Origin of the sequence: Collinsella sp. An2 (assembly GCF_002160065.1) — a bacterium.
Taxonomy (GTDB): Bacteria; Actinomycetota; Coriobacteriia; order Coriobacteriales; family Coriobacteriaceae; genus Limicola.
Map to the genome: position 1 here is coordinate 68,086 of NZ_NFJW01000007.1, position 25,841 is coordinate 93,926.

22 protein-coding genes are annotated in these 25,841 nt (G+C 62.9%); 11 read left to right on the top strand and 11 right to left on the bottom strand.

The window, feature by feature from the left end:
- Positions 1-12 precede the first annotated feature (12 nt).
- Positions 13-750, bottom strand: coding sequence for a response regulator transcription factor (locus tag B5F33_RS06070; RefSeq protein WP_087410906.1), 738 nt, complete (start codon positions 748-750; stop codon positions 13-15).
- A 289-nt stretch (positions 751-1,039) separates the two neighbouring features.
- On the opposite strand from B5F33_RS06070, the gene B5F33_RS06075 reads away from it, so the two are divergent.
- From B5F33_RS06075 to B5F33_RS06085, 3 genes are all read left to right on the top strand, one after another.
- Positions 1,040-2,914 (top strand): IS1634 family transposase, encoded by a 1,875-nt coding sequence (locus B5F33_RS06075; RefSeq protein WP_143757955.1) that lies wholly within the window; start codon positions 1,040-1,042, stop codon positions 2,912-2,914.
- A 189-nt stretch (positions 2,915-3,103) separates the two neighbouring features.
- Positions 3,104-3,370 carry a hypothetical protein gene (locus B5F33_RS06080; protein WP_143757956.1) on the top strand — a complete coding sequence of 89 codons (267 nt, stop codon included), beginning with the start codon at positions 3,104-3,106 and terminating at the stop codon, positions 3,368-3,370.
- 175 nt (positions 3,371-3,545) lie between these two features.
- Positions 3,546-4,649 (top strand): glycerol dehydrogenase, encoded by a 1,104-nt coding sequence (locus B5F33_RS06085; RefSeq protein WP_087410909.1) that lies wholly within the window; start codon positions 3,546-3,548, stop codon positions 4,647-4,649.
- Between the two features lie 10 nt (positions 4,650-4,659).
- Here B5F33_RS06085 and B5F33_RS06090 read toward each other — a convergent pair whose 3' ends face one another.
- Positions 4,660-5,598, bottom strand: a complete 939-nt coding sequence (locus B5F33_RS06090) for an AEC family transporter (protein WP_158095322.1) — start codon at positions 5,596-5,598, stop codon at positions 4,660-4,662.
- A 310-nt stretch (positions 5,599-5,908) separates the two neighbouring features.
- Between B5F33_RS06090 and B5F33_RS06095 the strand changes: the two genes are divergently transcribed.
- Positions 5,909-7,087 (top strand): cation diffusion facilitator family transporter, encoded by a 1,179-nt coding sequence (locus B5F33_RS06095; protein ID WP_087410911.1) that lies wholly within the window; start codon positions 5,909-5,911, stop codon positions 7,085-7,087.
- Between the two features lie 140 nt (positions 7,088-7,227).
- On the opposite strand, the gene B5F33_RS06100 is transcribed toward B5F33_RS06095, so the two are convergent.
- The 3 genes from B5F33_RS06100 to B5F33_RS06110 form a co-directional block, all read right to left on the bottom strand.
- Positions 7,228-7,755, bottom strand: a complete 528-nt coding sequence (locus B5F33_RS06100; protein ID WP_087410912.1) for an NUDIX domain-containing protein — start codon at positions 7,753-7,755, stop codon at positions 7,228-7,230.
- 21 nt (positions 7,756-7,776) lie between these two features.
- Positions 7,777-8,457, bottom strand: coding sequence for a biosynthetic peptidoglycan transglycosylase (locus tag B5F33_RS06105; protein ID WP_087410913.1), 681 nt, complete (start codon positions 8,455-8,457; stop codon positions 7,777-7,779).
- 111 nt (positions 8,458-8,568) lie between these two features.
- The gene (locus B5F33_RS06110) at positions 8,569-9,465 is read right to left on the bottom strand and encodes a LysR family transcriptional regulator (protein WP_087410914.1); all 897 of its coding nucleotides are present in this window, start codon (positions 9,463-9,465) and stop codon (positions 8,569-8,571) included.
- A 173-nt stretch (positions 9,466-9,638) separates the two neighbouring features.
- Between B5F33_RS06110 and B5F33_RS06115 the strand changes: the two genes are divergently transcribed.
- Both B5F33_RS06115 and B5F33_RS06120 read left to right on the top strand, forming a co-directional pair.
- Positions 9,639-11,447, top strand: coding sequence for an ABC transporter ATP-binding protein (locus tag B5F33_RS06115; protein WP_087410915.1), 1,809 nt, complete (start codon positions 9,639-9,641; stop codon positions 11,445-11,447).
- Positions 11,448-11,450: 3 nt separating this feature from the next.
- On the top strand, positions 11,451-13,355 hold the full coding sequence (locus B5F33_RS06120; RefSeq protein WP_087410916.1) for an ABC transporter ATP-binding protein: 1,905 nt from the start codon (positions 11,451-11,453) through the stop codon (positions 13,353-13,355).
- Between the two features lie 102 nt (positions 13,356-13,457).
- Here the strand turns inward: B5F33_RS06120 and B5F33_RS06125 are convergent, their stop codons facing one another.
- Both B5F33_RS06125 and B5F33_RS06130 read right to left on the bottom strand, forming a co-directional pair.
- Positions 13,458-14,825, bottom strand: a complete 1,368-nt coding sequence (locus B5F33_RS06125; RefSeq protein ID WP_087410917.1) for an alpha-amylase family glycosyl hydrolase — start codon at positions 14,823-14,825, stop codon at positions 13,458-13,460.
- A gap of 247 nt (positions 14,826-15,072) precedes the next feature.
- Entirely contained in the window at positions 15,073-15,978 is a 906-nt protein-coding gene (locus B5F33_RS06130; RefSeq protein WP_087410918.1) for an alpha/beta hydrolase, read from the bottom strand.
- An 830-nt stretch (positions 15,979-16,808) separates the two neighbouring features.
- Between B5F33_RS06130 and B5F33_RS06135 the strand changes: the two genes are divergently transcribed.
- From B5F33_RS06135 to B5F33_RS06145, 3 genes are all read left to right on the top strand, one after another.
- The gene (locus B5F33_RS06135; protein ID WP_087410919.1) at positions 16,809-17,141 is read left to right on the top strand and encodes a metalloregulator ArsR/SmtB family transcription factor; all 333 of its coding nucleotides are present in this window, start codon (positions 16,809-16,811) and stop codon (positions 17,139-17,141) included.
- 80 nt (positions 17,142-17,221) lie between these two features.
- Positions 17,222-17,440: a cation transporter gene (locus B5F33_RS06140; protein WP_087410920.1), complete on the top strand. Its 219-nt coding sequence runs from the start codon at positions 17,222-17,224 to the stop codon at positions 17,438-17,440.
- A 99-nt stretch (positions 17,441-17,539) separates the two neighbouring features.
- A complete protein-coding gene (locus B5F33_RS06145; RefSeq protein WP_087410921.1) occupies positions 17,540-19,447 on the top strand; it encodes a heavy metal translocating P-type ATPase in 1,908 nt (635 codons plus the stop codon).
- A gap of 140 nt (positions 19,448-19,587) precedes the next feature.
- Here the strand turns inward: B5F33_RS06145 and B5F33_RS06150 are convergent, their stop codons facing one another.
- Both B5F33_RS06150 and B5F33_RS06155 read right to left on the bottom strand, forming a co-directional pair.
- On the bottom strand, positions 19,588-20,163 hold the full coding sequence (locus B5F33_RS06150; protein WP_087410922.1) for a sugar O-acetyltransferase: 576 nt from the start codon (positions 20,161-20,163) through the stop codon (positions 19,588-19,590).
- Positions 20,164-20,195: 32 nt separating this feature from the next.
- The gene (locus tag B5F33_RS06155) at positions 20,196-21,221 is read right to left on the bottom strand and encodes an ROK family transcriptional regulator (RefSeq protein WP_087410923.1); all 1,026 of its coding nucleotides are present in this window, start codon (positions 21,219-21,221) and stop codon (positions 20,196-20,198) included.
- 202 nt (positions 21,222-21,423) lie between these two features.
- Between B5F33_RS06155 and B5F33_RS06160 the strand changes: the two genes are divergently transcribed.
- Positions 21,424-22,116 carry a DedA family protein gene (locus B5F33_RS06160; RefSeq protein WP_087410924.1) on the top strand — a complete coding sequence of 231 codons (693 nt, stop codon included), beginning with the start codon at positions 21,424-21,426 and terminating at the stop codon, positions 22,114-22,116.
- A 239-nt stretch (positions 22,117-22,355) separates the two neighbouring features.
- On the opposite strand, the gene B5F33_RS06165 is transcribed toward B5F33_RS06160, so the two are convergent.
- Together B5F33_RS06165 and B5F33_RS06170 are read right to left on the bottom strand one after the other, a co-directional pair.
- Positions 22,356-22,730: a metal-dependent transcriptional regulator gene (locus B5F33_RS06165; RefSeq protein ID WP_087410925.1), complete on the bottom strand. Its 375-nt coding sequence runs from the start codon at positions 22,728-22,730 to the stop codon at positions 22,356-22,358.
- A 217-nt stretch (positions 22,731-22,947) separates the two neighbouring features.
- On the bottom strand, positions 22,948-23,727 hold the full coding sequence (locus B5F33_RS06170; protein ID WP_239284882.1) for a Cof-type HAD-IIB family hydrolase: 780 nt from the start codon (positions 23,725-23,727) through the stop codon (positions 22,948-22,950).
- A 178-nt stretch (positions 23,728-23,905) separates the two neighbouring features.
- Between B5F33_RS06170 and B5F33_RS06175 the strand changes: the two genes are divergently transcribed.
- Positions 23,906-25,774 carry an ABC-F family ATP-binding cassette domain-containing protein gene (locus B5F33_RS06175; RefSeq protein ID WP_087410926.1) on the top strand — a complete coding sequence of 623 codons (1,869 nt, stop codon included), beginning with the start codon at positions 23,906-23,908 and terminating at the stop codon, positions 25,772-25,774.
- Positions 25,775-25,841: the final 67 nt, after the last annotated feature.

Sequence of the window (25,841 nt, forward strand, 5' to 3'; positions counted from 1 at the left end):
CCCTGACGAGATTCAGCGTTCAATCTTGTATCCACATCCCCATACCGTCTTGATGTATTTCGGGTCCTCGAACGAGTCACCCATCTTTTCGCGCAGGTGCCGTATATGTACGGCGATCGAACCCGACCCCTTGTCGTAGTAGGCGTCGCCAAACGTCTTGAAATACAGGTCGCGCGCCGAGACGACCGACCCGTTCGCCTCGAGCAGGATGCGCAGGATGGAGAACTCGGTAGGCGTAAGCGCGAGCGGGCGTTCGTTGAGCGTGCAGGCGTGCGCAGGCACGTCCATGACCAGGCCGGCGTAGGTGATGACCTCCCCCGGTCGGCGCGTCCCGTGGCCCTCTGCATCCGGCCCGTCGACCTCGGCGCCATAGCGCTTATAGCGTCGCAGCTGCGCCTTTACGCGCGCCACGAGCTCAAGCGGCAAAAAGGGCTTCGTCACGTAGTCGTCGGCACCCAGGGCAAGGCCGCGGATCTTGTCAATCTCCTCGCCCTTCGCGGTGAGCATGATCACCGGATACGTGTGGTGCTCGCGGATTTTGCGGCACACCTCGAAGCCATCCGTCCCCGGCATCATGATGTCCAGGACCGCAAGGTCGATCGGAGCGGCCTGAGCGTCCTCTATGCGCGCCAGGGCGGCGTCGCCGTCAAGAAACGGCTCGACCACAAAGCCTTCGTTTTCCAGGTAGACCTTCACCAGGTCGCAGATCTCGCGTTCATCGTCTGCGACGAGGATCCTCTCGCCCGCCATGCTCCTCCTTCGACCACGTTCAAGCTGTCGCCACGTCGCGCTTCAGCGTACCGCAGGGCGGGCGCGAAGTCTTAAAGGAATTGTTAAGGTGACGCGCGGCCTTCAACCCGATTGACCCGTGTCCGCACGAGATGCATCATAGAAGAAGAACATATGTTCTAGATTGGCCTTGGATGCACCACGGACTTGGGAGGCGTGTCATGCACAGGAGAAAGCGCTATGTGGGTGTGACGCTCAAAGTGGACACCGCCGGCGTGGCGCGACCGATCTCCCGAGTTTTGCAGCATAGTTGAATAGATCAGGCCACATTCGCCCTGCTCAATGGGCTTTTTCTTCGTCGGGATTCTATGACTTTTATGCACGGTGTATATCGGTGTATGGTATAATGCGGGTATATGTTCCCGCAGGTCAGGGGCCGGATATGTACCTCAGGAAGTCCAGGAAGAAGAACGGGCGCGTCTACCTCACGATCGTGGAGGGCTACCGCGACGGGCGCGGCAAGAACATGTCGAGGACGGTCGAGAGCCTCGGCTACGTCGACGACCTCGAGAGGTCGGGCATCGCCGACCCGGTTGCCCACTTCACGGCGGAGTGCGCCAGGCGCAACGAGGCCAGACGGGCTGGGACGGAGCCGGTGATCGCCAAGATCAGCCCCCTGCAGAGGGTCGACAAGCGCGACGAGGGGGCGCGCCTCGAGCTCGGGGCCGCCGTGGTCGACGCCTACCTCAACCGGGACCTGGGGCTGCTGTCCTTCTTCGAGCGCAGGAGGACGGCCCGCAAGGTCGGGTTCGACCCCTACCGCGTGCTCGAGCTGCTGGTGTGGGACCGCATCGCGCACCCCTCGTCCAAGAAGGGGGCCTGGGAGAAGAGGGCCGCGTTCCCCAGGAAGTGCCCCTTCTCGCTCGACGACGTCTACCGCGCGCTCACCTACCTGGACGATAGGCGCGGCGGGCTCGTGGCGCACGCCAACGCCTCCCTCGAGGCGGCCCGGGGCCCGCGCGACACCCGCGTGCTCTACTACGACGTCACCAACTACTACTTCGAGGCCGAGGGCGAGGACGGGTTCCGCATGCGCGGGGTCTCCAAGGAGCACAGGCCCAGCCCGATCGTGCAGATGGGGCTGTTCCTGGACGCCGACGGCATCCCCCTGGACTACGCGCTGTTCCCGGGCAACGTGCCCGACGTCTCGACGCTCGTGCCGGCGATGGACGCCGCCGGGGTGAGGTTCGGGCCGGACACCCCGGGGCGGGTCGTGGTCGTGGCCGACAGGGGGCTGAACGCGTCGGCGAACATCGCGCGCTGCGTCCTGGACGGCAACGGCTACGTCTTCTCCCAGAGCGTGCGCGGCGCGGACCGCGAGCTCAAGTCCTGGGTGCTCTCGGAGGAGGGCTACGCCGCGAACGAGGCCGGGACCTACAAGGTCAAGTCCCGCGTCGGCGAGAAGGCCGTCTACGTGGCCGGCGAGGACGGGCGCAGGCACCGGGTCATGGTGCCGGTCAAGCAGGTCGCCTTCTGGTCCAGGGACTTCGCCGAGCGCAGCCGCGCCGAGCGCGCCAAGGTCGTCGAGAAGAGCCTGCGCGCGATCGCGCGCGGCGACGCGGCGCGCGCCTACGAGCGCTCCAGCTCCCGCTACGCGCGGCCCGTTCCGGTGGACCCGGAGACCGGCGAGGTCGGCGCCACCGCCTGGGCGCTCGACGAGGCCCGGATCGAGGAGGACGCGCGCTGCGACGGCTACTACTGCATCGTCACGAGCGAGCAGGACATGGCCGACGGCGAGGTCATCGACTGCTACCGCGGCCTCTGGAGGATCGAGGAGTCGTTCCGCGTCGTGAAGGGCGACCTGGGCGCGAGGCCGGTCTACTGCTCGACCGGGGCCCACATCAGGGCGCACTTCCTGGTCTGCTTCCTGGCCCTGCTCGTCATGCGCCTCATGCAGGCCGACGTCGAGAGGCTGACGGGCTCGCGCCCGTCTGCGGGCGCCGTCCGGGAGGCCCTCGCGAACGTGGTGGGCCACCGCCTCGACGCGGGCAGCTGGCTGTTCGACTACAGGACCGACCTCACCGACGCGCTCGGCGACGCCGTCGGGGTGGACCTCACGCGCCGCGTGGCGACCAGGGGCCGCGTCCGCGACATCATGGCCTCCGTGAGGAAACCGAGGAGCTGAGGCGTTCCACGTCAATAAATGTCATGCGATAGAGGACGGTTCTCCCAGCTAGATACGGGAGAACCGTCCTTTTCTACTGCAAAAGTCAGGTTCAACCCGATTGACCCGTGTCCGCACGAGATGCATCATAGAAGAAGAACATATGTTCTAGATTGGCCTTGGATGCACCACGGACTTGGGAGGCGTGTCATGCACAGGAGAAAGCGCTATGTGGGTGTGACGCTCAAAGTGGACACCGCCGGCGTGGCGCGACCGATCTCTGTGGACTGGAGCAACAAGATCTCGTATCCCGTGGACGAGATCTTGGACATGCGCCACACGAAGGGCAGCATCGGAGGGGACGAGGGGGTGCGCTACACCCTGCGTTTCGGAGGCGTCACCACCTACCTGTGGCGTACGGGCAAGCTCTGGTTCGTGGAAGAGAAGCTCATCGACACCGACGATTCCGCACTCTAGGGCAAGCCTTTGATCAGTGTTTCTCTGGGCCGTGCCCGCAGGCGTCGAGCAAGACGGTGCGCGCTGGTGCGCGCGAAAACGCGCGCTCTTCACGCATAGGGCGCACGAAACCTCGGCGCGGCACATCCGTGGGGTACAGTGAACACGTTGCAAGCAATGCCGAAAGGAGCCGCACATGGCACGCATCTACAACAGCCCGGGCAAGTATGTTCAGGGTCCAGACGCCCTTGCCGAACTTGCCCGATACGTCGAGCCCTTGGGCAGCAAGGTCCTGGCGCTGTCGACGCCGTCCGGCATCGAGCGCATCGGCGACAAGGTGCGCCGCGGATTCGAGTCCTCTTCCGCCGACGTGGCACTCGAGGCCTTTAACGGCGAGTGCTGCGACACCGAGATCGCACGGCTGGGCGAGGTGGCGCGCGCAGCAGGCTGTGACGTCATCGCCGGCATTGGAGGCGGCAAGGTGCTCGACACCGCGAAAGCCGTGGCCTACCAGCTGAACGCGCCCGTGATCGTCTGCCCCACGGCGGCATCCTCGGACGCGCCCTGCAGCGCGCTCTCCGTCATCTATACCGAAGACGGGGCCTTCGATCGATACCTCTATCTCAACGCCAACCCCGACGTGGTCCTCATGGACACCACCGTCATCGCCGCGGCCCCGCCCCGCCTCATCGTCTCGGGCATGGGAGACGCGCTCGCAACCTATTTCGAAGCCAAGGCGTCGGTCGACGCGGACGGCAGCACCTGTGCAGGCGGCCAGGCAACGGCTGCGGCTCTTGCCCTGGCGCGCCTGTGCTACGACACCCTCATGGCCGACGGCGTGAAGGCGAAGCTCGCCGTCGAGGCAGGTTGCCTCACACCGGCCGTGGAGCACGTCATCGAAGCCAACACGCTGCTCTCGGGCATCGGCTTTGAAAGCTGCGGCCTCGCGGCGGCCCACGCCGTTCACAACGGCCTTACGCTGCTGCCGGAGACACACGCGATGCTTCACGGCGAGAAGGTGGCATTCGGCGCGCTCGTACAGCTGGTGCTGGAAGACGCCCCCACCGAGACCATAGAGCAGGTCCTAGGCTTCTGCATGGAAGTCGGCCTACCTACGACGCTTGCGGACCTCGGCGTGGAAGATGCCTCGCGCGACCACCTGATGCCCGTCGCCGAACGCGCTTGCGCCGCGACCGACACCATGGGCAACCTCCCCTTCGCGGTCACGCCCGCCATGGTGTGCGACGCCATCATCGCAGCCGACGCGCTGGGACGCTACTACCACCTCGACGGCGAATAGTGCGGCGACATCACGACCCGATGAGCACCGTCACGAGCGGAATCGTTGCAATCGAGCCGATGATGGAGAGAAACGTGGTCTGAAGCATGGGCATGACATCGCGGTCGTGCTGGAGGCAAAAGAGGATTCCCGCCGTCGCAACCGGCATGGAGCAGTCGATGACCACAATGCCCAGCAGGTAGGTGTCGAGCGGGAAAAGGCGAGCCACCGCCAGGCTCGCGAGCGGGATGATCAACAGGCGCGCCGCGCACGCCACGTAGGCGCGCCAGTTGCCCAGCATGGCAAGGGGCTGGTAGTTAGCAAGCGAAGAGCCGGTGACCAGCAGGGCAAGCGGCGTGGTCATCTGCCCCACGATCGACACCGAGTCGCCTATCAGACCGAGGTCGCTGATGCCCAGCATGGCCAGCACGAACACGACCACGCTCATGACGAGCGTAGGGCTCTTGAGCGACCCCATGGCGTGGCGCAGGCGGCGGGCAAGCCCTTGTTCCGACGTGGCGTCGAACATGATGGCACCAGCGCTGAACAGTGCGAAGTTGGCAGGAATGAGCGAGATCGCAGCATAGAGCAGCGCCTCATCGCCAAAAATCGCTGAAATGACCGGGAGACCGATGAAGCCACAGTTGCCAAACGCCATGGCGAACTGATAGACGCCGCGTGAGCCGTCGGGAACCCGCAAGACGGCCGTGACCACAACCGCGATCACGATCGCGACCACATAGGTCGCCAACGTCGCAGCCATGATGAGCAGCATGACGCCCGTCTCGGGCAAGACGGGCGTGCTGCCCAGCGATGAGAGAATCGTGCAGGGCAGACCGATGTTCATGACGAGGCGGGAGAGCCCCGAGTCGAGTTGGTCATCGAGGAAACCCAGCTTGTGCACGGCCCAGCCCAACAGGATGGGCAACGAGACCATAAGCATCTGCGAGGCAACGAACTGGAACTCCACGGGACCCCCTACCGGTGACGACGCGCCGGCAGCGGGTACGGCGCGCACATGTTGTAACGGATAAAACTCTAACCCCGTCGAGGCGCAAGCGAACAGAGAATCTGCCCGCACCGAGAAGCGCGACGTCTGGGACCCCTCGGTCGCCGTGCTCATATCGCCACGTCACAGGCCATGTTTCAACATGACGCGACACGCTGAATAGCCTCGAGCGACGCGCCAGCGTGCTAGAATACCTGTTTTTGAACAACGCTCCGGGCCGGACGAACCTCAGAGCCCCGGCCATCATCAAACGTCATATCTGGAGGCGGCCATGACCAACTGGCTTGTCAAACACTTCGTGCACGACGCCCAAAACACCTCGAGCCCTGCGGTGCGCACCGCATACGGGCAGCTGGCGGGAATCGTATGCATCCTCTGCAACCTGGCCCTCTGCCTGGCAAAGGGAATCATCGGCCTCGCCTCGGGCTCGGTCTCGATCGTCGCGGACGCCGTGAACAACCTGTCCGACGCATCGAGCAACATCGTCAGCCTGCTCGGTTTCAAGCTGGCAAGCCGTCCGGCAGACCCAGAGCACCCCTACGGACACGGCCGCTATGAATACCTCGCCGGGCTCGTGGTGGCAGCGCTCGTCCTTGCCATCGGCATCAACCTCGTATGGTCTTCCGTAACCAAGATCTTGCATCCCGAGGCGGCGGAATTCTCCGCAGCGCTTGTCGTCGTGCTCCTTCTGTCCATACTCGTGAAGTTCTGGATGGCGGCGTTCAACCGCACCATCGGCCGCCGTATCGATTCCGACACGCTCGAAGCGACCGCCGTCGACTCGCGCAACGACGTCATCTCCACCGCGGCTGTACTTGTCTGCGCCTGCATATCGCAGGTCACGGGCATCGACCTGGACGGCTGGGCCGGTGCCGGTGTGGGCCTGTTCATCGTATGGAGCGGCGTCGGCCTTGTCCGTGATACCATCAACCCCCTGCTTGGCCAGGCGCCCTCGCCGGAGCTCGTGGCACATATTCGCGACAAGATCATGAGCTACCCGGGCGTGCTCGGCACGCACGACCTCATGGTGCACGACTACGGTCCCGGCCGCCAGTTCGCGAGCGCGCACGTAGAGATGGCCGCCGAGGCCGACCCCATGGAGAGCCACGACCTCATCGATAACATCGAACAGGATTTCAAGGACGAGGATGGGCTCATCGTGACGCTGCACTACGACCCCATCGTGACCGACGACCCGCAGGTCAACGACATGCGCAACTGGATCAATCGGGCAGTCAAGCAGATCGACGAGCGCCTCACAATCCACGACCTGCGCACCGTACCCGGGCCCACCCACACCAACGTGATCTTTGACTGCGTGCGCCCACACGACCTGCCGCTCTCGCCGGACGAGCTACGGCAGCGCATCTCGCGGATCGTGTCGGACCACTATCCGCGCACCATCTGCAAGATCACCGTTGACGAAAGCTACGTGAGCTCAAAGCAATAGACACGGGACCTTGCAGAAGCGCCTTGACCATCTCCGTGACATCCCGAACACCCACCCAAGCGGCCCTGCCTGCGACGACGCGCCTCTGGCCGGGGCCGCTTGCCGTATGCATGGGAGCTATCCCCGCAGCTGTCATAGGGCTATGACGAGGCCTCATTCGCACCACCCCAAAACAGCGCCTGCGCATCGCCTGCGGCCGCAAGCTTGAGATAGCGCTGCGCCCGCGCAATGCGCCCTACAGCGGATGCGGACAGCGGTGTGGGCAGATCGTCGGGGTCGAACCATCCCACATCCAGGCTCTCGTCATCGTTCACCCGCGGCTCTGCCGCCCCATCCGGGCGCAGGCGGCACACAAATAGCAGGTCAAGATACATGGTGCGGTCTCCGTTGGCATAGACGGTCTCGTGCTGCGCCGCCTTGACGGCGGCGAGCGCCACAGGCTCCACGTCGACGCCGGTCTCCTCGAAGACCTCGCGCACGCAGGTGTCGGCCGGCTCCTCACCCGGCTCGTTGATACCGCAGACAAGAGCCCACTCGCCTGTATCCGCCCGGCGTCCAAGCAGCAGGCGCCCCGACCCATCCTGCACAAAGGCTGTCACGCCCACAAGCCACAGCAGGTCGTGACCGATGCCCTTCCGCAACTCAACGATGAAGTCCGGTGTCGCCATGCCTTCTCCTTTCGCCTGGCCCTACCCCGCCGTGCCCGGATCGAATCCGTATTTCTTCATCTGGCGCACCACCACACGCTGTCGAGCGGCGGCCGCCTCCGGGTCCGCCGAGAACACGTTCGGAGCGTTGGGCAGGCCCGCCATGAGGGTGCACTCGTAATCGTTCATCTCCGCTGGGTCTTTCCCCAGCAGCCCCCGCGACGCCTGTCCGATTCCGGTCAGGCCGTCGCCGAAGTACGACGAGTTCACATAGAGCTCGAGAATCTCGCGCTTCGTGAAGGCGGCTTCGAGGTCGAACGCCATAAAGACCTCGGCGACCTTGCGCGAGAATCGCTTTTCCTGCGTGAAAAAGAGGTTCTTTGCCAGCTGCTGCGTGATGGTGCTGCCGCCCTCGCGGAGGCTCAACGTACGGATGTCGTTTACCGCAGCTCGACCGATGGCAATGACGTCGATGCCGCCGTGCTCATAAAAGCGATGGTCCTCCACAGCGACCACCGCATCCACGTACACCGTCGGCAAGTCGTCGATCGGCGTATATCCCGGCTCGGCGCGGAGGTCTGCCACCGCCTGCTCGATGCTCTTGTGAGCCAGGGCATCTCGATACAGGTCGTATCCGTGCCATACCGTCACGGCGCATGCCGCCACGGCGAGCAGGACCGCCGCAATCAGGACTCGTTTGACCACCTTGAGCAGGATGCGCATCGTCACCTCCGTCCACCATCATCATTGTGCGGCATCACGCGGCGAAAAGGAACCGATACGGACAAACGGCCAGGTGACAGTTTTGAAAGGTGCACATCGCCGCAGAAGGCATCAAGACCGGAACTCCCTCCCCAGCGCCGCAATGAAGCGGTCGACGAGCTCGGAGCGCCTGCCGCGCCGCACGCGCACACCGAACCCGATCGGGTCGATGTCCTCGACCGGAATCGTGCACAGGTCCGACCCTGCCATCTTTGGAAGCTGCGGCATGAGCGCAAACGCCACGCCGGCGCGGGCGAGCGCCATACAGACCTCGATGTTCGACCCCATCATGACGTGATCGGTCTCCATTTCCATCGCTACCTGCCGCTGGGCGCGCACGAGCGGCGCTGCGCAGTGGTGAGGGTCACCGACGGCCATACGTCCCGCCGTCACGAGGTCTAAAACGCGCACCGATGCAGACGCAGCGAGCGCAAGCGGGTGGTCGGTCGAACAGACACAGACGACCGGCATCTCGCAGACGCCGCAATACGTCGTCGCGCTCTGCGCGTGCTCCTTCGGGTCACGGTACTCTGGCACCACGTCGACGCCTCCGGTCTCGAGCATATCGCGCAACGCCGACTCCGCCCCCATGCGCAGCACCGGATCGAACCGTGGCAGCTCTTGACGCAACGCACGCAGTACGGGCGCTATGAGCTGCGCTTCCATGCCGTCGTGTACCCCGACCTTCAGAATCGTCGAGATGTCGCGGGCCCGCCCGTGTGCCAGGTCGCGCTGGGAACGCGCCATGAGGTCCAGCATCTCGTAGGCGTACCCAAGGAACCTCATGCCCTCGTCGGTCAGACGCACCGTACGAGTGCTGCGTGTCAACAGCGCGCAGCCCAGCTCGTCCTCGAGCGCCTTGATCTGATGGCTCACCGTCGGTTGCGACACATGCAGCGACGAGGCCGCCTTGGAAAAGGAGAGCTGCGTCGCCACCTCGACAAAACAGGAGATCTGCATCGTGTTCATGCGGCCCCTTTCACCTCGGTTCTGCTCGTGCGTGCCTGCATACCATTATGTATATAGATATTACTTATAACCATTTCCTATTAGTTATAGAAGAAATGACAGATAGATGCAGATGTAATGCGTGAATACTAGTACCGCCTTGCTGAAAACCAAAACCCCAAAGGAGGTATGACATGCATCACATCTTCGCCTGCTTCGGTCGCTATACGAAAGACGCTGCGCTCGCAGCGCTGTGCACCGTTGGCGAGGTCCTCATGGAGGTGCTGCTGCCCTTCGTCATGGCGTTCATCATCGACCAGGGCGTCGAGACCGGAGACATGGGCGCTATCGGGCGCTACGGCCTCATCATGATCGTCATGGCGTTCGCCAGCCTCGCCTTCGGCGCCGCGTCGGGCGCGTTCGCCGCACGCGCCTCGACCGGCGTAGCCGCCAACCTGCGAGAAGCGGTCTTTGACAAGGTGCAGACCTACTCGTTCGCCAACATCGACAAGTTCAGCACCGCAGGCCTCGTCACCCGCATGACCACCGACGTCACCAACGTCCAAAACGCCGTGCTCATGTGCCTGCGCGTCGGCCTGCGCTCGCCCATCATGCTCATCTCGAGCCTGTGTGCGGCAATCAGTATCTCCGGACACCTGAGCTGGGTCTTCGGTGTCGCTATCATCTTCTTGGCGCTCGCGCTCGGCGTCATCATGGTAAAGGCCAACAAGCGCTTCACCGTCGTATTTGACACCTACGACGACCTGAATGCCAGCGTCCAGGAGAACATCGGCGCCATCCGCGTCGTGAAGGCGTTCGTACGCGAGGCCTACGAGAACAGCAAATTCAAGAAGGCCGTCGACACGCTGTACAAGCGTTTCGTTTCGGCTGAAGGCCTCGTCGCGTTCAACAACCCCATCATGATGCTTGCGGTCTACGCCTGCGTGCTGGGCCTCTCCTGGTTCGGCGCGCGCTTCGTGGTGGCCGGCAGCATGACGACCGGCCAGCTCACCAGCATGTTCAGCTACATCATGCAGGTGCTCATGAGCCTCATGATGCTCTCCATGATCATCGTCATGCTCACCATGAGCATGACAAGCATCCGTCGTATCAGCCAAGCGCTCGACGAGGTACCCGACATCGCAAACCCCAAGCAGCCCGTCCATGAGCTTGCCGACGGCTCAGTCGAGTTCGACCACGTCAACTTCGCCTACGGTCAGGGCACGGGCGAGAACGTGCTGCAGGACATCGACCTGAAGATCGCCTCGGGCGAGACGATCGGAGTCATAGGCGGCACCGGCTCGGGCAAGTCGAGCCTGGTGAATCTCATCTGCCGCCTGTATGACGCCACCTCGGGAACCGTACGCGTTGGTGGCCGGGACGTGCGCGACTACGACCTCGATACGCTGCGCAACGGCGTCGCCATGGTGCTCCAGAAAAACGTCCTGTTCTCGGGCACCATCTTGGAGAACCTGCGGTGGGGCAACGACGACGCGACCGACGAGGAATGCCGAGAAGCCTGCCGCGCCGCTTGCGCCGACGAGTTCATCGACCAGATGCCCGATGGCTACAACACCTTCATCGAACGCGGCGGCACCAATGTCTCCGGCGGCCAGAAGCAGCGCCTCTGCATCGCCCGCGCCCTGCTCAAGCGGCCGAAGGTGCTGATCCTCGACGACTCCACGAGCGCCGTCGATACCGCCACCGACGCCAAGATCCGCGAGGCCTTCGCCCGTTACATCCCCGGCACGACCAAGATCATCATCGCCCAGCGCATCTCGAGCGTTGCCGACGCCGACCGGATCATCGTGCTCGAAGGTGGCCGCATCAACGCCGTAGGCACGCACGATGAGCTGGTCGAGTCCAACGACATCTATCGCTCCATCTACGAATCGCAGATGGAGGGCGGCGGAGACTTCGACATCCAGGCAAGCGGCGCCGCAGCACAGCCCGGCGCCTCTGCCGACGCTGCATCCACCCCTTCTGCCCGAAAGGAGGCATAGGCAATGGCACAGAGCACTCATGATTCCACCAAGCAGCCCAAACAATCCGCCACGTTCTCGTTCCAGGCGCTGGGCCGCGCCCTTGGGTACATGCTCGACCACTACCGTCTGCCGTTCGTCATCGTTGTGTGCTGCGTGATCGTCTCGGCCATCGTCACCGCCTATTCGGTACTGTTCTCGCAGACCCTGGTCGACGACTACATCACACCCATGCTCGCCAGTGGCAGCACCGACTTCTCCGGCCTGTTCGGCGATCTTGTCGGCCTGGCCGCTGTCCTCGTCGTGGGCGCCGTCGCCTCGTCCGTCTACAACCGCCTCATGGTCACGATCAGCCAGGGCACCATGCGCTCGCTGCGAGACGACCTATTCGAGCACATGGAAAGCCTGCCCATCAAGTATTTCGACACGCACGCCCACGGCGACATCATGTCCATCTACACCAACGACGTGGACACCCTGCGCCAGCTGTACGGCCAGACCGTGCCACAGGTGGTCAACTCGCTCGTCACGCTGGTGGTGACCTTCGTCTCCATGGTGACGCTCGACGTTCCGCTGACCGTGCTGTCGGTTGCGATGGTCGTCATCATGCTGGTCGTCACCAAGCGCATTTCGGGCCTGTCGGGAACCTACTTCGCCGCGCAGCAGCGCGACCTGGGCACCGTCGACGGTTTCATCGAGGAAATGATGGACGGCCAAAAGGTCGTGAAGGTCTTCTGCCACGAGGAGGACACCAAGGCGGACTTCCGCCGCGTGAACGAGCAGCTGCGCGAGAGCTCGTTTGCAGCCAACAAGTACGCGAACATCATCATGCCGATCAACGCCAATATCGGGAACCTCTCTTACGTGCTGATCACCGCCGCGGGCGCCTTCATGGCCATCAACGGCCTGTCGGGCCTCACGCTCGGCGCGCTTGTGAGCTTCATCACGCTCAACCGCAACTTCTCGCAGCCCATCACGCAGATCTCGCAGCAGATGACCTTCGTGACCACCGCAGCCGCCGGCGCCGAACGCATCTTCTCGCTGCTTGACGAGAAGCCCGAGGAGGACCACGGCTACGTGACGCTCGTGAACGCCCGCGAGACCGCCGACGGAGGGATCGAACCGTGCGAGGAACGCACGGGCACCCGGGCATGGCGTCACCCGCACCACGACGGCACGCTCACCTTCCACAAGCTCGAGGGCGCGCTGGTCATGGACCACGTGGACTTCGGCTACACGCCCGAGAAGTGCGTGCTGCACGACATCAGCCTGTTTGCCGAGCCCGGCCAGAAGATCGCCTTCGTGGGATCGACGGGCGCAGGCAAGACCACGATCACGAACCTCATCAACCGCTTCTACGACATCGATGACGGCAAGATCCGCTACGACGGCATCAACGTCAACAAGATCCGCAAGGGCGACCTGCGCCGCAGCCTCGGCATCGTGCTGCAGGACACGCACCTGTTCACCGGCACCGTCATGGACAACATCCGCTACGGCCGCCTGGAAGCAAGCGACGAAGAGTGCATCGCTGCGGCCAAGCTCGCCGGCGCGGACGGCTTCATCCGCCGCCTGCCGGAGGGCTACCAGACGGTGATCTCGGGCGACGGCGCCTCGCTGTCGCAGGGGCAGTGCCAGCTGCTGGCCATCGCCCGCGCCGCCGTGGCCGACCCGCCGGCGCTCATCCTGGACGAGGCGACCTCATCGATCGACACGCGCACCGAAGAGATCGTGCAGCGCGGCATGGACGCCCTCATGGCGGGGCGCACCACGTTCGTGATCGCACATCGTCTCTCCACAGTGAAAAACGCCGACTGCATCATGGTCATGGACCACGGTCGCATCATCGAGCGCGGCAACCATGACGAGCTCATGGCGCAGCACGGCCGCTACTGGCAGCTCTACACCGGCGGCCTCGAGGACAATTAGGCCTCCGGAAGCCCCCTCGACGCCCCCTTGTTCCACAATGTCCCCGGGAAAGACGTCAAGCCGACGAAAACGTCGGGCTGGCGCGCTTCCCCGGGGACAGCGTTATGCGCGCAGAAGATAGCGCGTCTCATACGGGGAGAGCGAGAGCGTGCCGTCCAGATGGATGGGACCCTCCCCCTCGTCGCCCAGCATGTCATAGAAGTCGCCTGCGAGCTCTCCGGCCGCAAGGTCAAACGGCTCGTCCACGGCGTTGACCGCAACAAGCACGCACTCGGCGTCCTGCCCATCTGCGGCATCGACCGCACGCTCGAACAGCAGCTGCTTGTTGGTGATGACTACGTTTCGATATGCGCCGTAGCACAGCGCCCGCGACCCAGCGCCACCTCCTGTTCGCGCAGCAATGAGCCGCTCGATATAATCGGTGAGCTCGTTGGGGGCGGGCTCGTCGAACGATGGACGCAGGTCCCAGTCGTCGTGGGCGCCCTTCACGCCCGTCTGGCCCCACTCGCTGCCGTAATACAAGCACGGAATGCCCGGCATGCCAAACAGCACGCCGTACGCAGGGCGAATGCACGCAGGGTCGGTAAGGATGCTCGCCAAGCGCGTGACGTCGTGGTTGTCCGCGAAGCTCAGCAGGTGCAGCCCGCGATAGATGCACCACGGGTCGCCGCCAAACTGGCGATGCAGCGAATGGGCGATCTCGAACATGTTCTTGCTGTTGAAGCTCGAATACAAGCCCTTGTAGCACTCATAGTTCGTGCAAGAGTGCAGCATCTGGTCGTTGACGATCTGGCTGTAGTCGCCGTGCAACGTTTCGCCGATGAGCACGAACTCGTGCTCGGGACCGGATGCGGCCGTAAGCTCATTGGCGACGCCGCGCAAACGACGCATGAAGTCGTGATCGAGAGAATACGCCACGTCCAGACGCAGGCCATCGATCATAAATTGGGAGCGCCACGAACGCACGCAATCCAACAGATACTCAACGACCTCGGGATTGCGCAGGTTGAGCTTCACAAGGTCGAAGCACCCTTCCCATCCCTCATACCAGAAACCGTCGTTAAAGGCAGAGTTTCCGTCGAAGTTCGTAAAGAACCAGTCGCGGTACGGAGAATCCCATCGCTTCTCGCGCACGTCTGCAAACGCCCAGAACTCTCGCCCCACGTGGTTGAACACAGCGTCCAGCACCACGCGTATCCCGCGCTCATGCAGGGTCTCGACCACCGCAGCGAAGTCCTCGTTCGTTCCCAGACGGCAATCGATGCGGTGTAGGTCGCGCGTGTCGTAGCCGTGCGTGCTGGATTCAAACACCGGGTTGAGCAGGACGGCACCGACGCCGAGGCCCTGAAGGTAGTCCGCCCATTCGGCAACCTTGCGTATGCGCGGCGCGCACTCGCCGTCGTTGACGCGCGGGGCGCCGCAGAACCCGATGGGATAAATCTGGTAGAACGTACTCTCATATGCCCACATGACGACCTCCTAGTTGACGGGTTGTCCACGTGCCAGTGTAGCGTACGGGCGACGCGGCCGGCGGCAGCGCCGTTGGCAAGGCCACGCGCGCCGCTCGCCGATACGCCAAAGCTGGAGGCGCCGTCCACAGGAACAAGCAAACCGCCCAGCCTCGCCCGTCGATACCAGGAAAGCTACCCGCGCCCCCGGCGGTCAAGTGCTACCGTCACGCCGCGAAACCGCTGCGAAAGAAATCGCGTGCCAAGCGCTACGCGACGCCCTGGCGCGCAAGGAACGCGCATGCGAGGTCGAACCAAGCGCCAACGGCTCGCTGCTGCTCTTCGTTCTCAAAGCAGGTGTTGCGGTTTGCGACCGAAAGGCAGTGGCCTCCCTGATCGAACACATGGACCTCATGCGCCACGCCCTCGCGTGCCAGCGCGGCGGCGAAGGCATGGACCTGGACGATGGGGCAGGTCTTGTCGTCGGCCGTACCCCACACGAAGGTGGGCGGGACATCGCGCGTCACGTGGGTTGTGGGGCAGACATCCTTCAGACGCTCTTCGGTCGCCTCGCCACCCACGACCATCGATAGATAGTCGTTAAGCAGGTCGCGCCCCGTCTTGCCGCCCGTCTTGGGCACACGCAAGTCAATGCGAGGGTCGCGCGTCCGCTCATCGCGCGTGACGCGCAGATCGATGAGCGGGTATCCCAGCACCACGGCATCGGGGCGGATGCGCTCCGGCCGGTCACCTACGAGAGAAGCAAAATCGCGGTCCTTCCACGACGTCGCGACCGAGGCACATATAAAACCGCCCGCAGAGAAGCCGACGGCACACACCTTATCGGGGTCGACGCGCCATGCCTCAGCGTTGGCGCGAACCGTCGCGAGCATCTTCGCCAGATCGGCCTCAGGGGCAGGATAAGAAACATCGCCGGTGGAGTTCGTCACATAATCGAGCACGAATGCCTGGTAGCCAGCGTTAAGGAATGCAAATGCCACCGGCTCCTGCTCGTGCTCGGCAACACGCTGAAACGCCCCTCCCCCGCAGATGACAGCGGCGGGACGCCGCTCGTCCGGCTTGCCGGGAAGCGCATCTGCTAAGTAGGCGGTATAGGTCGCCGGATGCTCCGCGGTGGACTCGTCTCCCCAGAGGGCATGCTGCTCGATGATCATGTGATAGTGCTCCGTTTCTGGCTGTCGTTGCAATGGGTGATTCGAGTGTAGCGTCTTTCGCGCCAAAGCGGCGCCCGTGAAGCGCCGGAACCTGAAGCCCACACGGTTTGTAACCCACCCTTTTCAAGCCAAACGCCGCTCGAAATCGCTAAAACATAAACGAGTGGTCAATTTACCCACTGAAGTAGTTTTCACAATCAGTATGCATTGCGTTTACGGGCACCCGCATGGCCCTCATTTCCAAAACTGGCTGTACGAACGAACCCGTGAACGTTCAGAAGAATGAAATTTACTTCTTTTGCCCGGCATGGCCGCACCGGTCGCCGGCCAACCTTTGCAGAAAAAACTACCTCAGTGGGTAAATTGACCACTCGTTTGATTTCTTATAATTCCGCCTCGATAAGGCGCGCATATTCCGGCCACTATTTCATGAATCTTTGCATAACTAGGTGCGAGCGGCCCGCAACGTACCCTTTCGCAGCAAGTGCGAGGCCGCCAAGGCCTCATGCTGGCATCGAGCAGTGGGCGGACAGCCGCGTAGCGGCTGTCCGCCCACCTTACGTTACCAATGCACATACCTGTAAGAGAGTCCCTCAAGCAGTCCGAGCCCGACTTGGCGCCGCACACAACGCCATTCCCGATCTGACACCATTTGCAGCCCCGAACACAACGCTTTTTTCAATCCAGCACCATGCGCAACCCCGAACCGCTTGCCAGCAATTCCAACCGGTAGCGGATTGATCAAACAAGTTTCTTGACATATGAGTGCGTGTTCATATAATCGCAATTAACAAACACATGAACATCTGTTCATACGAGAAAGGAACACGATGGCTGACCAGGAACCCCCTGTCCCCGACGAAGCAAAGGAATGCTGCATGCCCGATGAAGAGCTGCTCTATGACCTTGCAGACCTCTTCAAAGTGTTCAGCGACACCACGCGCATCAAAATCCTCTACTCGCTCTTCGATGAGCCTCGCTCGGTGGGCAGCATTGCCGAAACCATCGGCGCTACCCAAAGCGCCGTCTCGCACCAGCTCCGCATTCTCAAGCAGGCGCGCCTCGTGCGCTTCGACCGAGACGGGCGCAGCCTCATCTACTCACTTGCCGACGATCACGTGCACACCATGCTTGCCCAGGGCATGAACCATATCTGCGAATAGCGCCGGACCCGATTCGACCTGCCTTCGCACCACATGTCACGCAATCCCGCCCCCTCAAAGGCCTCATGAAAGGAACGACCATGCGTAAGTCCTACAAGCTCGACGAGATCGACTGCGCAAATTGCGCTCGCAAGCTCGAAGACGCCATCAACAAGCTCGAAGGAGTCCAAAAGGCCACGGTGAACTTCATGACCCAGAAGCTTACCCTCACCGCCGACGACGCGTCCTTCGACGACGTGTTCGAACGCGTCGTGAAGCTGGCCGCCGACATCGAGCCCGACTGCGAAATCCTTCGCTAGCGCCGCCCCGCGTCCGACCGCGGCGCCCATACAGCCGCTGGGACACACGTCACACATTGCCCGATTATGTAGCCCCGTCATCTAGAAGGTGAATCCGTCATGAACAAAAAGCAGATCCGCTGGAGAAACCGCATCATCCTTGCGATCGCCATCTTCGCCGTCATCATGGCGGCCGAAAAGCTTGGTGCGCTCGACGCCATCTTTGGCCCGTATGAAGTCTATGCAGCGTTCGTGCTCTACCTCATTCCCTTCCTCATCGCCGGCCACGACGTCCTCAAAAAGGCGTGGCACAACATCCGCCGCGGCGACGCATTCGACGAGGCGTTTCTTATGACGGTCGCCACGATCGGCGCCTTTGCCACGATCCTCTTCCCCGACACCGAGCCCCAGATGGCCGAAGGCTGCGCCGTCATGCTGTTTTACCAGGTCGGCGAGCTCTTCCAAAGCTATGCCGTCGGTCAAAGCCGCAAGTCCATTAGCTCTCTTATGGATATCGCACCGGACTACGCCAACATCGAGCGCGACGGCAAGCTTGTAGAGGTTGACCCCGACGAGGTGCAGGTGGGCGACGTCATCGTGGTAAAGCCCGGCGAACGCGTGCCGATCGATGGCGTGGTCGTCGAGGGAGTAAGCCAGCTCGACACCGCCGCCCTCACCGGCGAGAGCGTTCCCCGCCATGTCGAGGCCGGCGCGGGCGTCATCTCGGGATGCATCAACATGACGGGTATGCTGCACGTCCAGACCACTAAACCGTTCGGCGAGTCCACGGTTTCGCGCATCCTGGAGCTCGTGGAGAACGCAAGCGAGAAAAAGGCCAAGACCGAAAACTTCATCACGCGCTTCGCCCGCGTCTACACCCCTGTCGTCGTCTTCGCGGCACTTGCCCTCGCCATCATTCCTCCCCTCGCAGGCATGGGCCCCTGGAGCGACTGGGTGCTGCGCGGCCTGACGTTCTTAGTGGTCTCGTGCCCCTGCGCACTTGTGATCTCGGTGCCCCTCAGCTTCTTCGGCGGCATCGGAGGAGCCTCGAAGCTAGGAATCCTCGTCAAAGGTTCCAACTACCTCGAGCTGCTCTCGAAGGTTGACACCGTGGTCTTCGACAAGACCGGTACCCTCACCAACGGCACCTTCAACGTGGTGGCCGTGCATCCCGAAGAGGGCGTCGACCCCGATCGTTTGCTTGCAAGCGCTGCATATGCCGAGGCGTTCTCGGACCACCCCATCGCCGTTTCCATCAAGCAGGCATACTCCGGCGACATCGACCAGAAGCGCATCCGCGACGCGCATGAGGAGTCGGGCCACGGCGTCTCGGCCCATGTGGATGAACATCTGATTCTCGTGGGCAACGACAAGCTCATGGCCGAACACGGCGCCCGTTGGAACGAGTGCGAGCTCACCGGCACCATCTTGCACGTGACGGTCGACGGCCACTATATCGGCCACATCGTCATTGCCGACGTGGTGAAAGACGACGCCGCCCAAACCATACGCGACCTGCATGCAGCCGGAGTCAAGAAATGCGTCATGCTTACCGGCGACCGACGCGACGTGGCAAAGGCCGTGGCCGATGAGCTGGGCATCGACGAATTCCAAGCCCAGCTGCTGCCCGAGGACAAGGTCAACGCCGTCGAGCAGCTCCTTGCACGCGAGCAAGGCGATGGCAAGCTCGCCTTCGTGGGCGACGGCATCAACGACGCGCCGGTGCTCATGCGCGCCGACGTGGGCATTGCCATGGGCGCCATGGGGTCGGACGCTGCCATCGAGGCCGCCGACGTGGTGCTCATGGACGACAAGCCGTCGAACATCGCCTGCGCCATGCGCATCTCGCGCAAAACCATGCGCATCGTGTGGCAGAACATCGTCTTCGCGCTCGGCGTGAAGATAGCGATTCTCATCCTGGCTGCGGTCGGCATTGCGAACATGTGGCTTGCGGTCTTTGGCGACGTGGGCGTGGCGATTATCGCCATCCTGAACGCCATGCGCTGCATGAAGGTCGAGCAGCGCTAGGGCGGCACAGGCACGCGGCGCTCACCCGCGCGATGCCTTAAGTCGCCTCCAGACGATAAGCGCCACGAAGGGGCGGTTCCCCAGAGCACAAGCCCGGGAACCGCCCCTATTATGTGCGGCGACATGTGTGACAAACGCAATTATTGCGGTCGATCGGCATCGGTTATCGGGCGCAGCACACGGCACGGATTGCCCACTGCGATCACTCCCGCAGGCACATCGTGCGTCACCACGCTGCCAGCCCCGATCACGCTTCCGCGTCCGACGGTCACGCCGGGCAGAAGCGTCACGTTGGCCCCAAGCCAGACGTCGTCTTCAACCGTGATGGGCAACGCGCGCTCCAGCCCCGCGTTGCGCTCCTCTGCCGTAAGCGGATGCTGAGCGGTGTACATACCGCAATACGGGCCGATGAATACGTGGCTTCCGATTGTGATGGGCGCGCCGTCCATGAGGTACGCATGATGGTTCACAAACGATGCGTCGCCGATATGAACGTTGTAGCCGTAATCGACGTTGAGCGGAGTGAGCAGCTCGACATCGCGGCCAAGGCTTCCGAGAAGCCCATCGAGAACCTTGCGCCTCATATCGACCTGGTCGGGTGCCAGCGCGTTGAGGCGAAAGACCGCCCGCTCGGCCTCCATGCGCTCGGCAAGCAGCTCGCGGTCGAAATTCGCGTCGTACCAACGTCCCTGGTCGCGCTTGTCCTTTTCGGTCATGGCCCATCCTTTCCCACTTAGGTAGGTCGTTGTCATTCCACCCCATACAGCGGCGCGGCCCGCAGCGCGCCCGCCTCCAGCCGAGCGTCGAGCGCCCGCGCCACGAGACCGCGCACATAGCCGTTCTCCATGTTGTCCCGATAATCCAACTGCGGCAGATAGCGGCGCGGAATCCAAGACGCCAGCAAGCCATCGACTTCCTCGAGCGTCTTTTCGTCTACGAGCTCGCCCGTACAAAGAATGAGGTCGGGGTTAACCACCGTCACCACAGAGGCAAGGCAATGTGCCACCAGCTCCGGACAAGGCGCTGTGAAGTCTGTAGGCTCGGGAGCTTCAAGACGGCCGCCGCGCTCCGCCGGGACAAATCCCACCATGCCGGCAAAGCTTCCCGCACCTTCCACGACAACGCCTCGATAGACGGTCGCCGTTCCCGGGCGAACGCCCTCGGGGAAATACGCGACGGTCACGACCTCGTCATTGATGCCAAGCTCGCGATACAGGCCATATGCCGCGGTGTGCATGTCGTTTCCCGCCACCGTCGTCAGGCCAAGGGCGTTTTCGACGAGGGAGACGATCGGGGCCCCATCGAGCTCAGAGATGTCGCAGTCGCGCACAAATCTTCCCTGTATGATGCCGGGCACCCCAAGGGACACCTGAACAACCTCGGGATGCTGTGTCCTCGCGTGCTCTAAGGCATCGACCAGAGCCCGGGCATCCAGATAGCCCAGGCGCTCCTCGCTGCGCGCAAGGACACGCCCCGTCACCGACACGACCAGCAGGGACAGTACGCGCTCTCCGCCTTTAAGCTCGCAGTAGGCCGCAAGGATCGGCGCCGCCGATTCGTTCACGCGATAGAGTGCGGCGCTTCTGCCGGCACGGCCTTGCACGCGCTCGGTGAGCACGACCTCTCCTGCAGCCTCCATCTCGTTGAGGGCCCCGTTGCACGTCGCAACAGAAAGCCCGGTCAGCCGCGACAGCTCGCGCTTGCTGCAGGCACGCCCCTCCCACAGTATGCGACGAATGGCATTCTTGCTCGTCTCGGACACGGCAGCGCGCATGGAACCCCTTTCCGTATTTTTATGCTATTTATTATATATGCTGTAATAATAAGTACAACCAAAATGACGAAACCGCGCGTAACGCAACGGTAAGCCCTATGCGGGGGTACGGTGGAAAACCGCTCTACCCTTCCCTCTTCCGCTACACTTCCCACAGCACGGAAATGCGCCGCAAAGGGGCGCATCCGATCAAAGGAGCGTCATGGAAGACCTGTTCTTCAATTTCATCAATCAGTTCGGCTACTTCGCGGTGGGCGCGCTCATCTTCATCGAGAACATCTTTCCGCCCATCCCCAGCGAGCTGATCTTGCCTCTATCGGGCTTTTTCACCACCACGACCGACATGGTCCTGCCCCTCGTCATCGTCTCGGCAACCGCGGGGTCGGTCTTCGGCGCCTATATCCTCTACGGCATCGGCTATGTGCTCAATCGTGACCGCCTCATGCGTTTCTTCGAGACGCGCCCCATGCGTCTTTTGGGATTCAAGGGCGAAGACATCGCCAAGGCCATCGATTGGTTCGACCGCCGCGGCCAGGTTTCGGTACTCATCTGCCGTTTCGTGCCGATCGTACGCAGCCTCATTTCCATCCCCGCAGGCGTGGCGCGCATGAACATGGTCAAGTTCGCCATCTACACACTTCTGGGCTCTGCGGTATGGAACACCGTGCTGTGCTCGCTGGGCGCCGCCGCCGGCAGCGCGTGGGAGACCGTGACCGAGCAGGCCAACTGGGTCTCTGACGTCGTGAAATACGTCATCATCGCCATCGTCGTGGTGGTCGCCATCTTCTGGATCGTAAAGCGCATCATCCCCAACCTAAAAGGCGAGAACAAGGAAAACAAGGACGACGCGGATACGGGCAACGACAGCGGCTACACTCCGACGCACATGAAATAGTTGCGGTGGATTGTGCCCTGTAGAGGCACGCCCGCAACACACGAAGCATAGATACGTCTAGGGCGTCGGCGCAAGCCGGCGCCTTTTTCATATGAATGTGGGCGGCACATAATGGAAAGCTGTCGGAGGGCGACGGTCATGCCGTGTGCCTCGCCGAACACGCGGTCGCGACCGTGGGCCCGGCCGATGAGCGGTGTAACGAAACGTCATACCCGTGCCGAAAGGCCTATAGCCCTGACCTATCGCGGCGAAAGATCCGATAGGTACGATTTAAGCTTGTGAAACGAATCATCCGAAAGGCAGTGCTCCATGTGGCAGCCTTCCTCGGCGGCGCGATCTGCCTCGACACCCGCAGCCACAAGCAGGCTGCAGAAGAACTCGTGACGCTCCAGCATGCGCTCCGCGACCTCACGGCCGGCATCGGTCAGCCGCACATCGCGTTTGATCATTTCCACATATCCGCGCGCCTCGAGGTTCGCCATGGCCTTCGAGACGCTCGCCTTGGTGACGCCCAGCCGCGCCGCAATGTCGACCGAGCGCACGCTGCCGCGCTCGATCTGCAGCATCAAGATGGCCTCGAGGTAATCCTCGCCTGATTCGTGGAGGGTCGTCATGGGCGGACCTTTCGCAAGCTTGAGGGTAGCTCGTCGCTCCCCTGTTAGTTAACTCAAGCTTACTCTATCCGAACCCCCTGCGATAATCCAGGCGCTAACAGGATGACCATATGTTACCGGCGGCGGAACAAAACGGGGGCAGGGCTGCCGAGCGGTCGCGCGCGCCGCGTGTCAGGCACGCAGGCCGGCCACGCCGCGCGCCGGCCTTATGCGCCGGCTACAGCATCCCCAGCTTCTCGCAGGCGTTCCAGATTCCGTCGTGGTCCACGTCGTCGGTCACCATGTCGGCGCGCTCCTTGACGGCATCCCACGCGTTTCCCATGGCAACGCCGGTTCCCACCGCGTCAAACATGCTCAGGTCGTTTTCTCCGTCACCGAATGCGACGGCCTCGTCCGGGGAGATGCCGAAGCGCTCGAGCGTCGCCGTAACGCCCACCTTCTTGCCGCCGCCCGCAGGCAGGATATCGCAGAAGAGGTCCGTCCAACGCGTATGCTCAAGCGTCGGGATGAGCTTCAGGTACTCCCCTTCTTCCTCCGGACTAACGAACATGCAGAACTGATACACCGGCGCATCGAAAGCGTGGTCGATGTCATCCTGCTCGTAGACAAGGCCGGAATTCTGCGCCGTCTGGGTCACGCGCGGACTGAGCTCATTGGCGAAGGCCCGGTCGCGCTGCATGACCAGCACGTCGAAGCAGCCTGCCTTGACCCGGTCGACGACGGCCTCGACATCGCGGCGCGGAATATGGTTCTCGTGGTAGATGCCGTGCTCGTCATAGCACAGCTGCCCTGAAAGCGACACATAGGCATCGAAGCCCTGGCGCAACTCCTCGGGAAGCTGGTAGGACGGACGCCCCGACGAGATGACGATCTTGATCCCCCTCTCGCGCAGGCGAGCGAGCGCGCGCCGCGTCGAAGGCGGCATCCCGTGGGTTTTAAAGCTCAACAACGTGCCGTCGATGTCGAAAAACGCGGCCTTGATCACATCGTCCTCCACTCGTGGTAGCCCTTTAGCCCGACTCATTGTATCCAACGGACAGCCTCGAAGCACGCTGACGACCCATTGAGCACGATGCTGCAACGAGCCTGCATAACCTGCCCGTCGCCCGGTCTGCTAGGATGGTTGGGATAACGCATCGAGGTGCCGACGGCGCCTCTAGAAAAGGAACGGTCTCATGGCGATTCTGCTTGGATGCGATGGCATCGATCTTGAATACCCAACCAAACATGTGCTGCAGGGCGTGACGCTCGGCGTGAACGAGGGCGACCGCATCGGCATCGTCGGGCGCAACGGCGACGGCAAGTCCACGCTGCTCTCGGTGCTCTCCGGAAGCCAGGAGCCCGACGAGGGCCGCGTCACCAGGCGTCGCGACGTGAGCGTGGGCCTTCTTGGACAGAAGGACTCGCTCGCGGACACCGACACCGTTCATCACGCCGTCGTGGGCGACCTGCCGGAATACGAATGGGCGTCGAGCGCTCGCGTGCGGCAGATCCTCGACGGCCTCATCACCGATGTGCCCTGGGAAGGCACCGTGGGCGCGCTGTCGGGCGGCCAGCGGCGTCGCGTGGACCTTGCCCGCCTGCTCATCGGTGACTACGACATCCTCATGCTCGACGAGCCCACGAACCATCTGGACATGCGCACGATCAACTGGCTCGCCCAGCACCTCAAGACCCGCTGGCAGGCGGGAGTGGGCGCGCTTCTCATGGTCACGCACGACCGCTGGTTTTTGGACGAGGTCTGCACGTCCATGTGGGAGGTCCACGACGGCAAGGTCGACCCCTTCGAGGGAGGTTACTCGGCCTACATCCTTCAGCGCGTCGAGCGCGACCGCATGGCGCAGGTCGCCGAGGAACGCCGCCGCAACATGGCGCGCAAAGAGCTCGCCTGGCTCTCGCGCGGCGCCCAGGCACGCTCCACGAAGCCGAAGTTTCGCGTCGAGGCGGCTCGCGAGCTCATCGCCGACGTCCCGCCGCTGCGAAACGAACTCGAGCTCAAACGCCTCGCCGTGTCGCGTCTGGGCAAGCAGGTCATCGACGTCATCGATGTGACGGCAGGCTACGCCGACCAGCCCGGCGGGCCAGATGGCTCAAAGCAATCTCAATCCGGCGTGGTCCATCCGGTGCTCGACGATATTACGTGGCTCATCGGCGCAGGCGACCGCTTTGGCCTGCTGGGAGAAAACGGGGCCGGAAAGTCGACGCTGCTCGACGTGATCCAGGGACGCCTGAAACCGCTGACCGGCCGCGTGAAGATCGGCCAGACGGTGCGCTTCGGCGTGCTCTCCCAGCAGCTTGACGAGCTGAAACCCCTTGAGAAGTTCACCATTCGCGAGGTGCTCTCACGCTACAAGCGCGTCTATGTGGTCGACGGCAAAGAGACGAGCCCCGAAAAGCTGCTTGAGCGACTCGACTTCACCACCAAGCAACTGTGGAGCCGCATCGGCGACCTGTCGGGCGGACAGAAGCGTCGCCTCCAGCTGCTGCTCACGCTGCTCGAGGAGCCCAATGTGCTCATCCTGGACGAGCCGGGCAACGACCTTGACACCGACATGCTCGCCATCGTGGAAGACCTGCTGGATGGCTGGCCCGGGACGCTCATCCTGGTCACGCACGACCGCTACCTCATGGAGCGTGTGACCGACCAGCAGTATGCCCTCATCGGCGGGCATCTGCGCCATGTGCCCGGCGGCGTCGACGAATACCTGCGCCTTGTGGGCACAGGCAGCGCGCCCGCCCGCCACAACGCCGCCCGCTCCGGCTCCCCGAGCTCCTCTCCCGCCAAGCCCGCAGACGACGCGAACGGTGCGCCCGCCCTTTCGAACGCCGAGCGGCAGCGCCTGCGCAAAGAGGCCTCCTCGCTTGAGCGTAAGATCGAAACCCAGCGCCGGCGCGAAGAGGAGCTCCAGGCTGCCTTCCAGGACATCGACCCTACGGATTACCAGGCGCTCGAGGCCCAGCAGGAAAAGATCGCGCAGGTGAAAGCCACCATCGACGAGCTCGAAACCTCCTGGCTTGAAGTGAGCGAGCAGCTCGAGGGCTAAAGGGTATCAAAGCGCGTCTCGCCTTCCCATGCAAAAGCGGCGACCCGCATGGACACAGGTCGCCGCA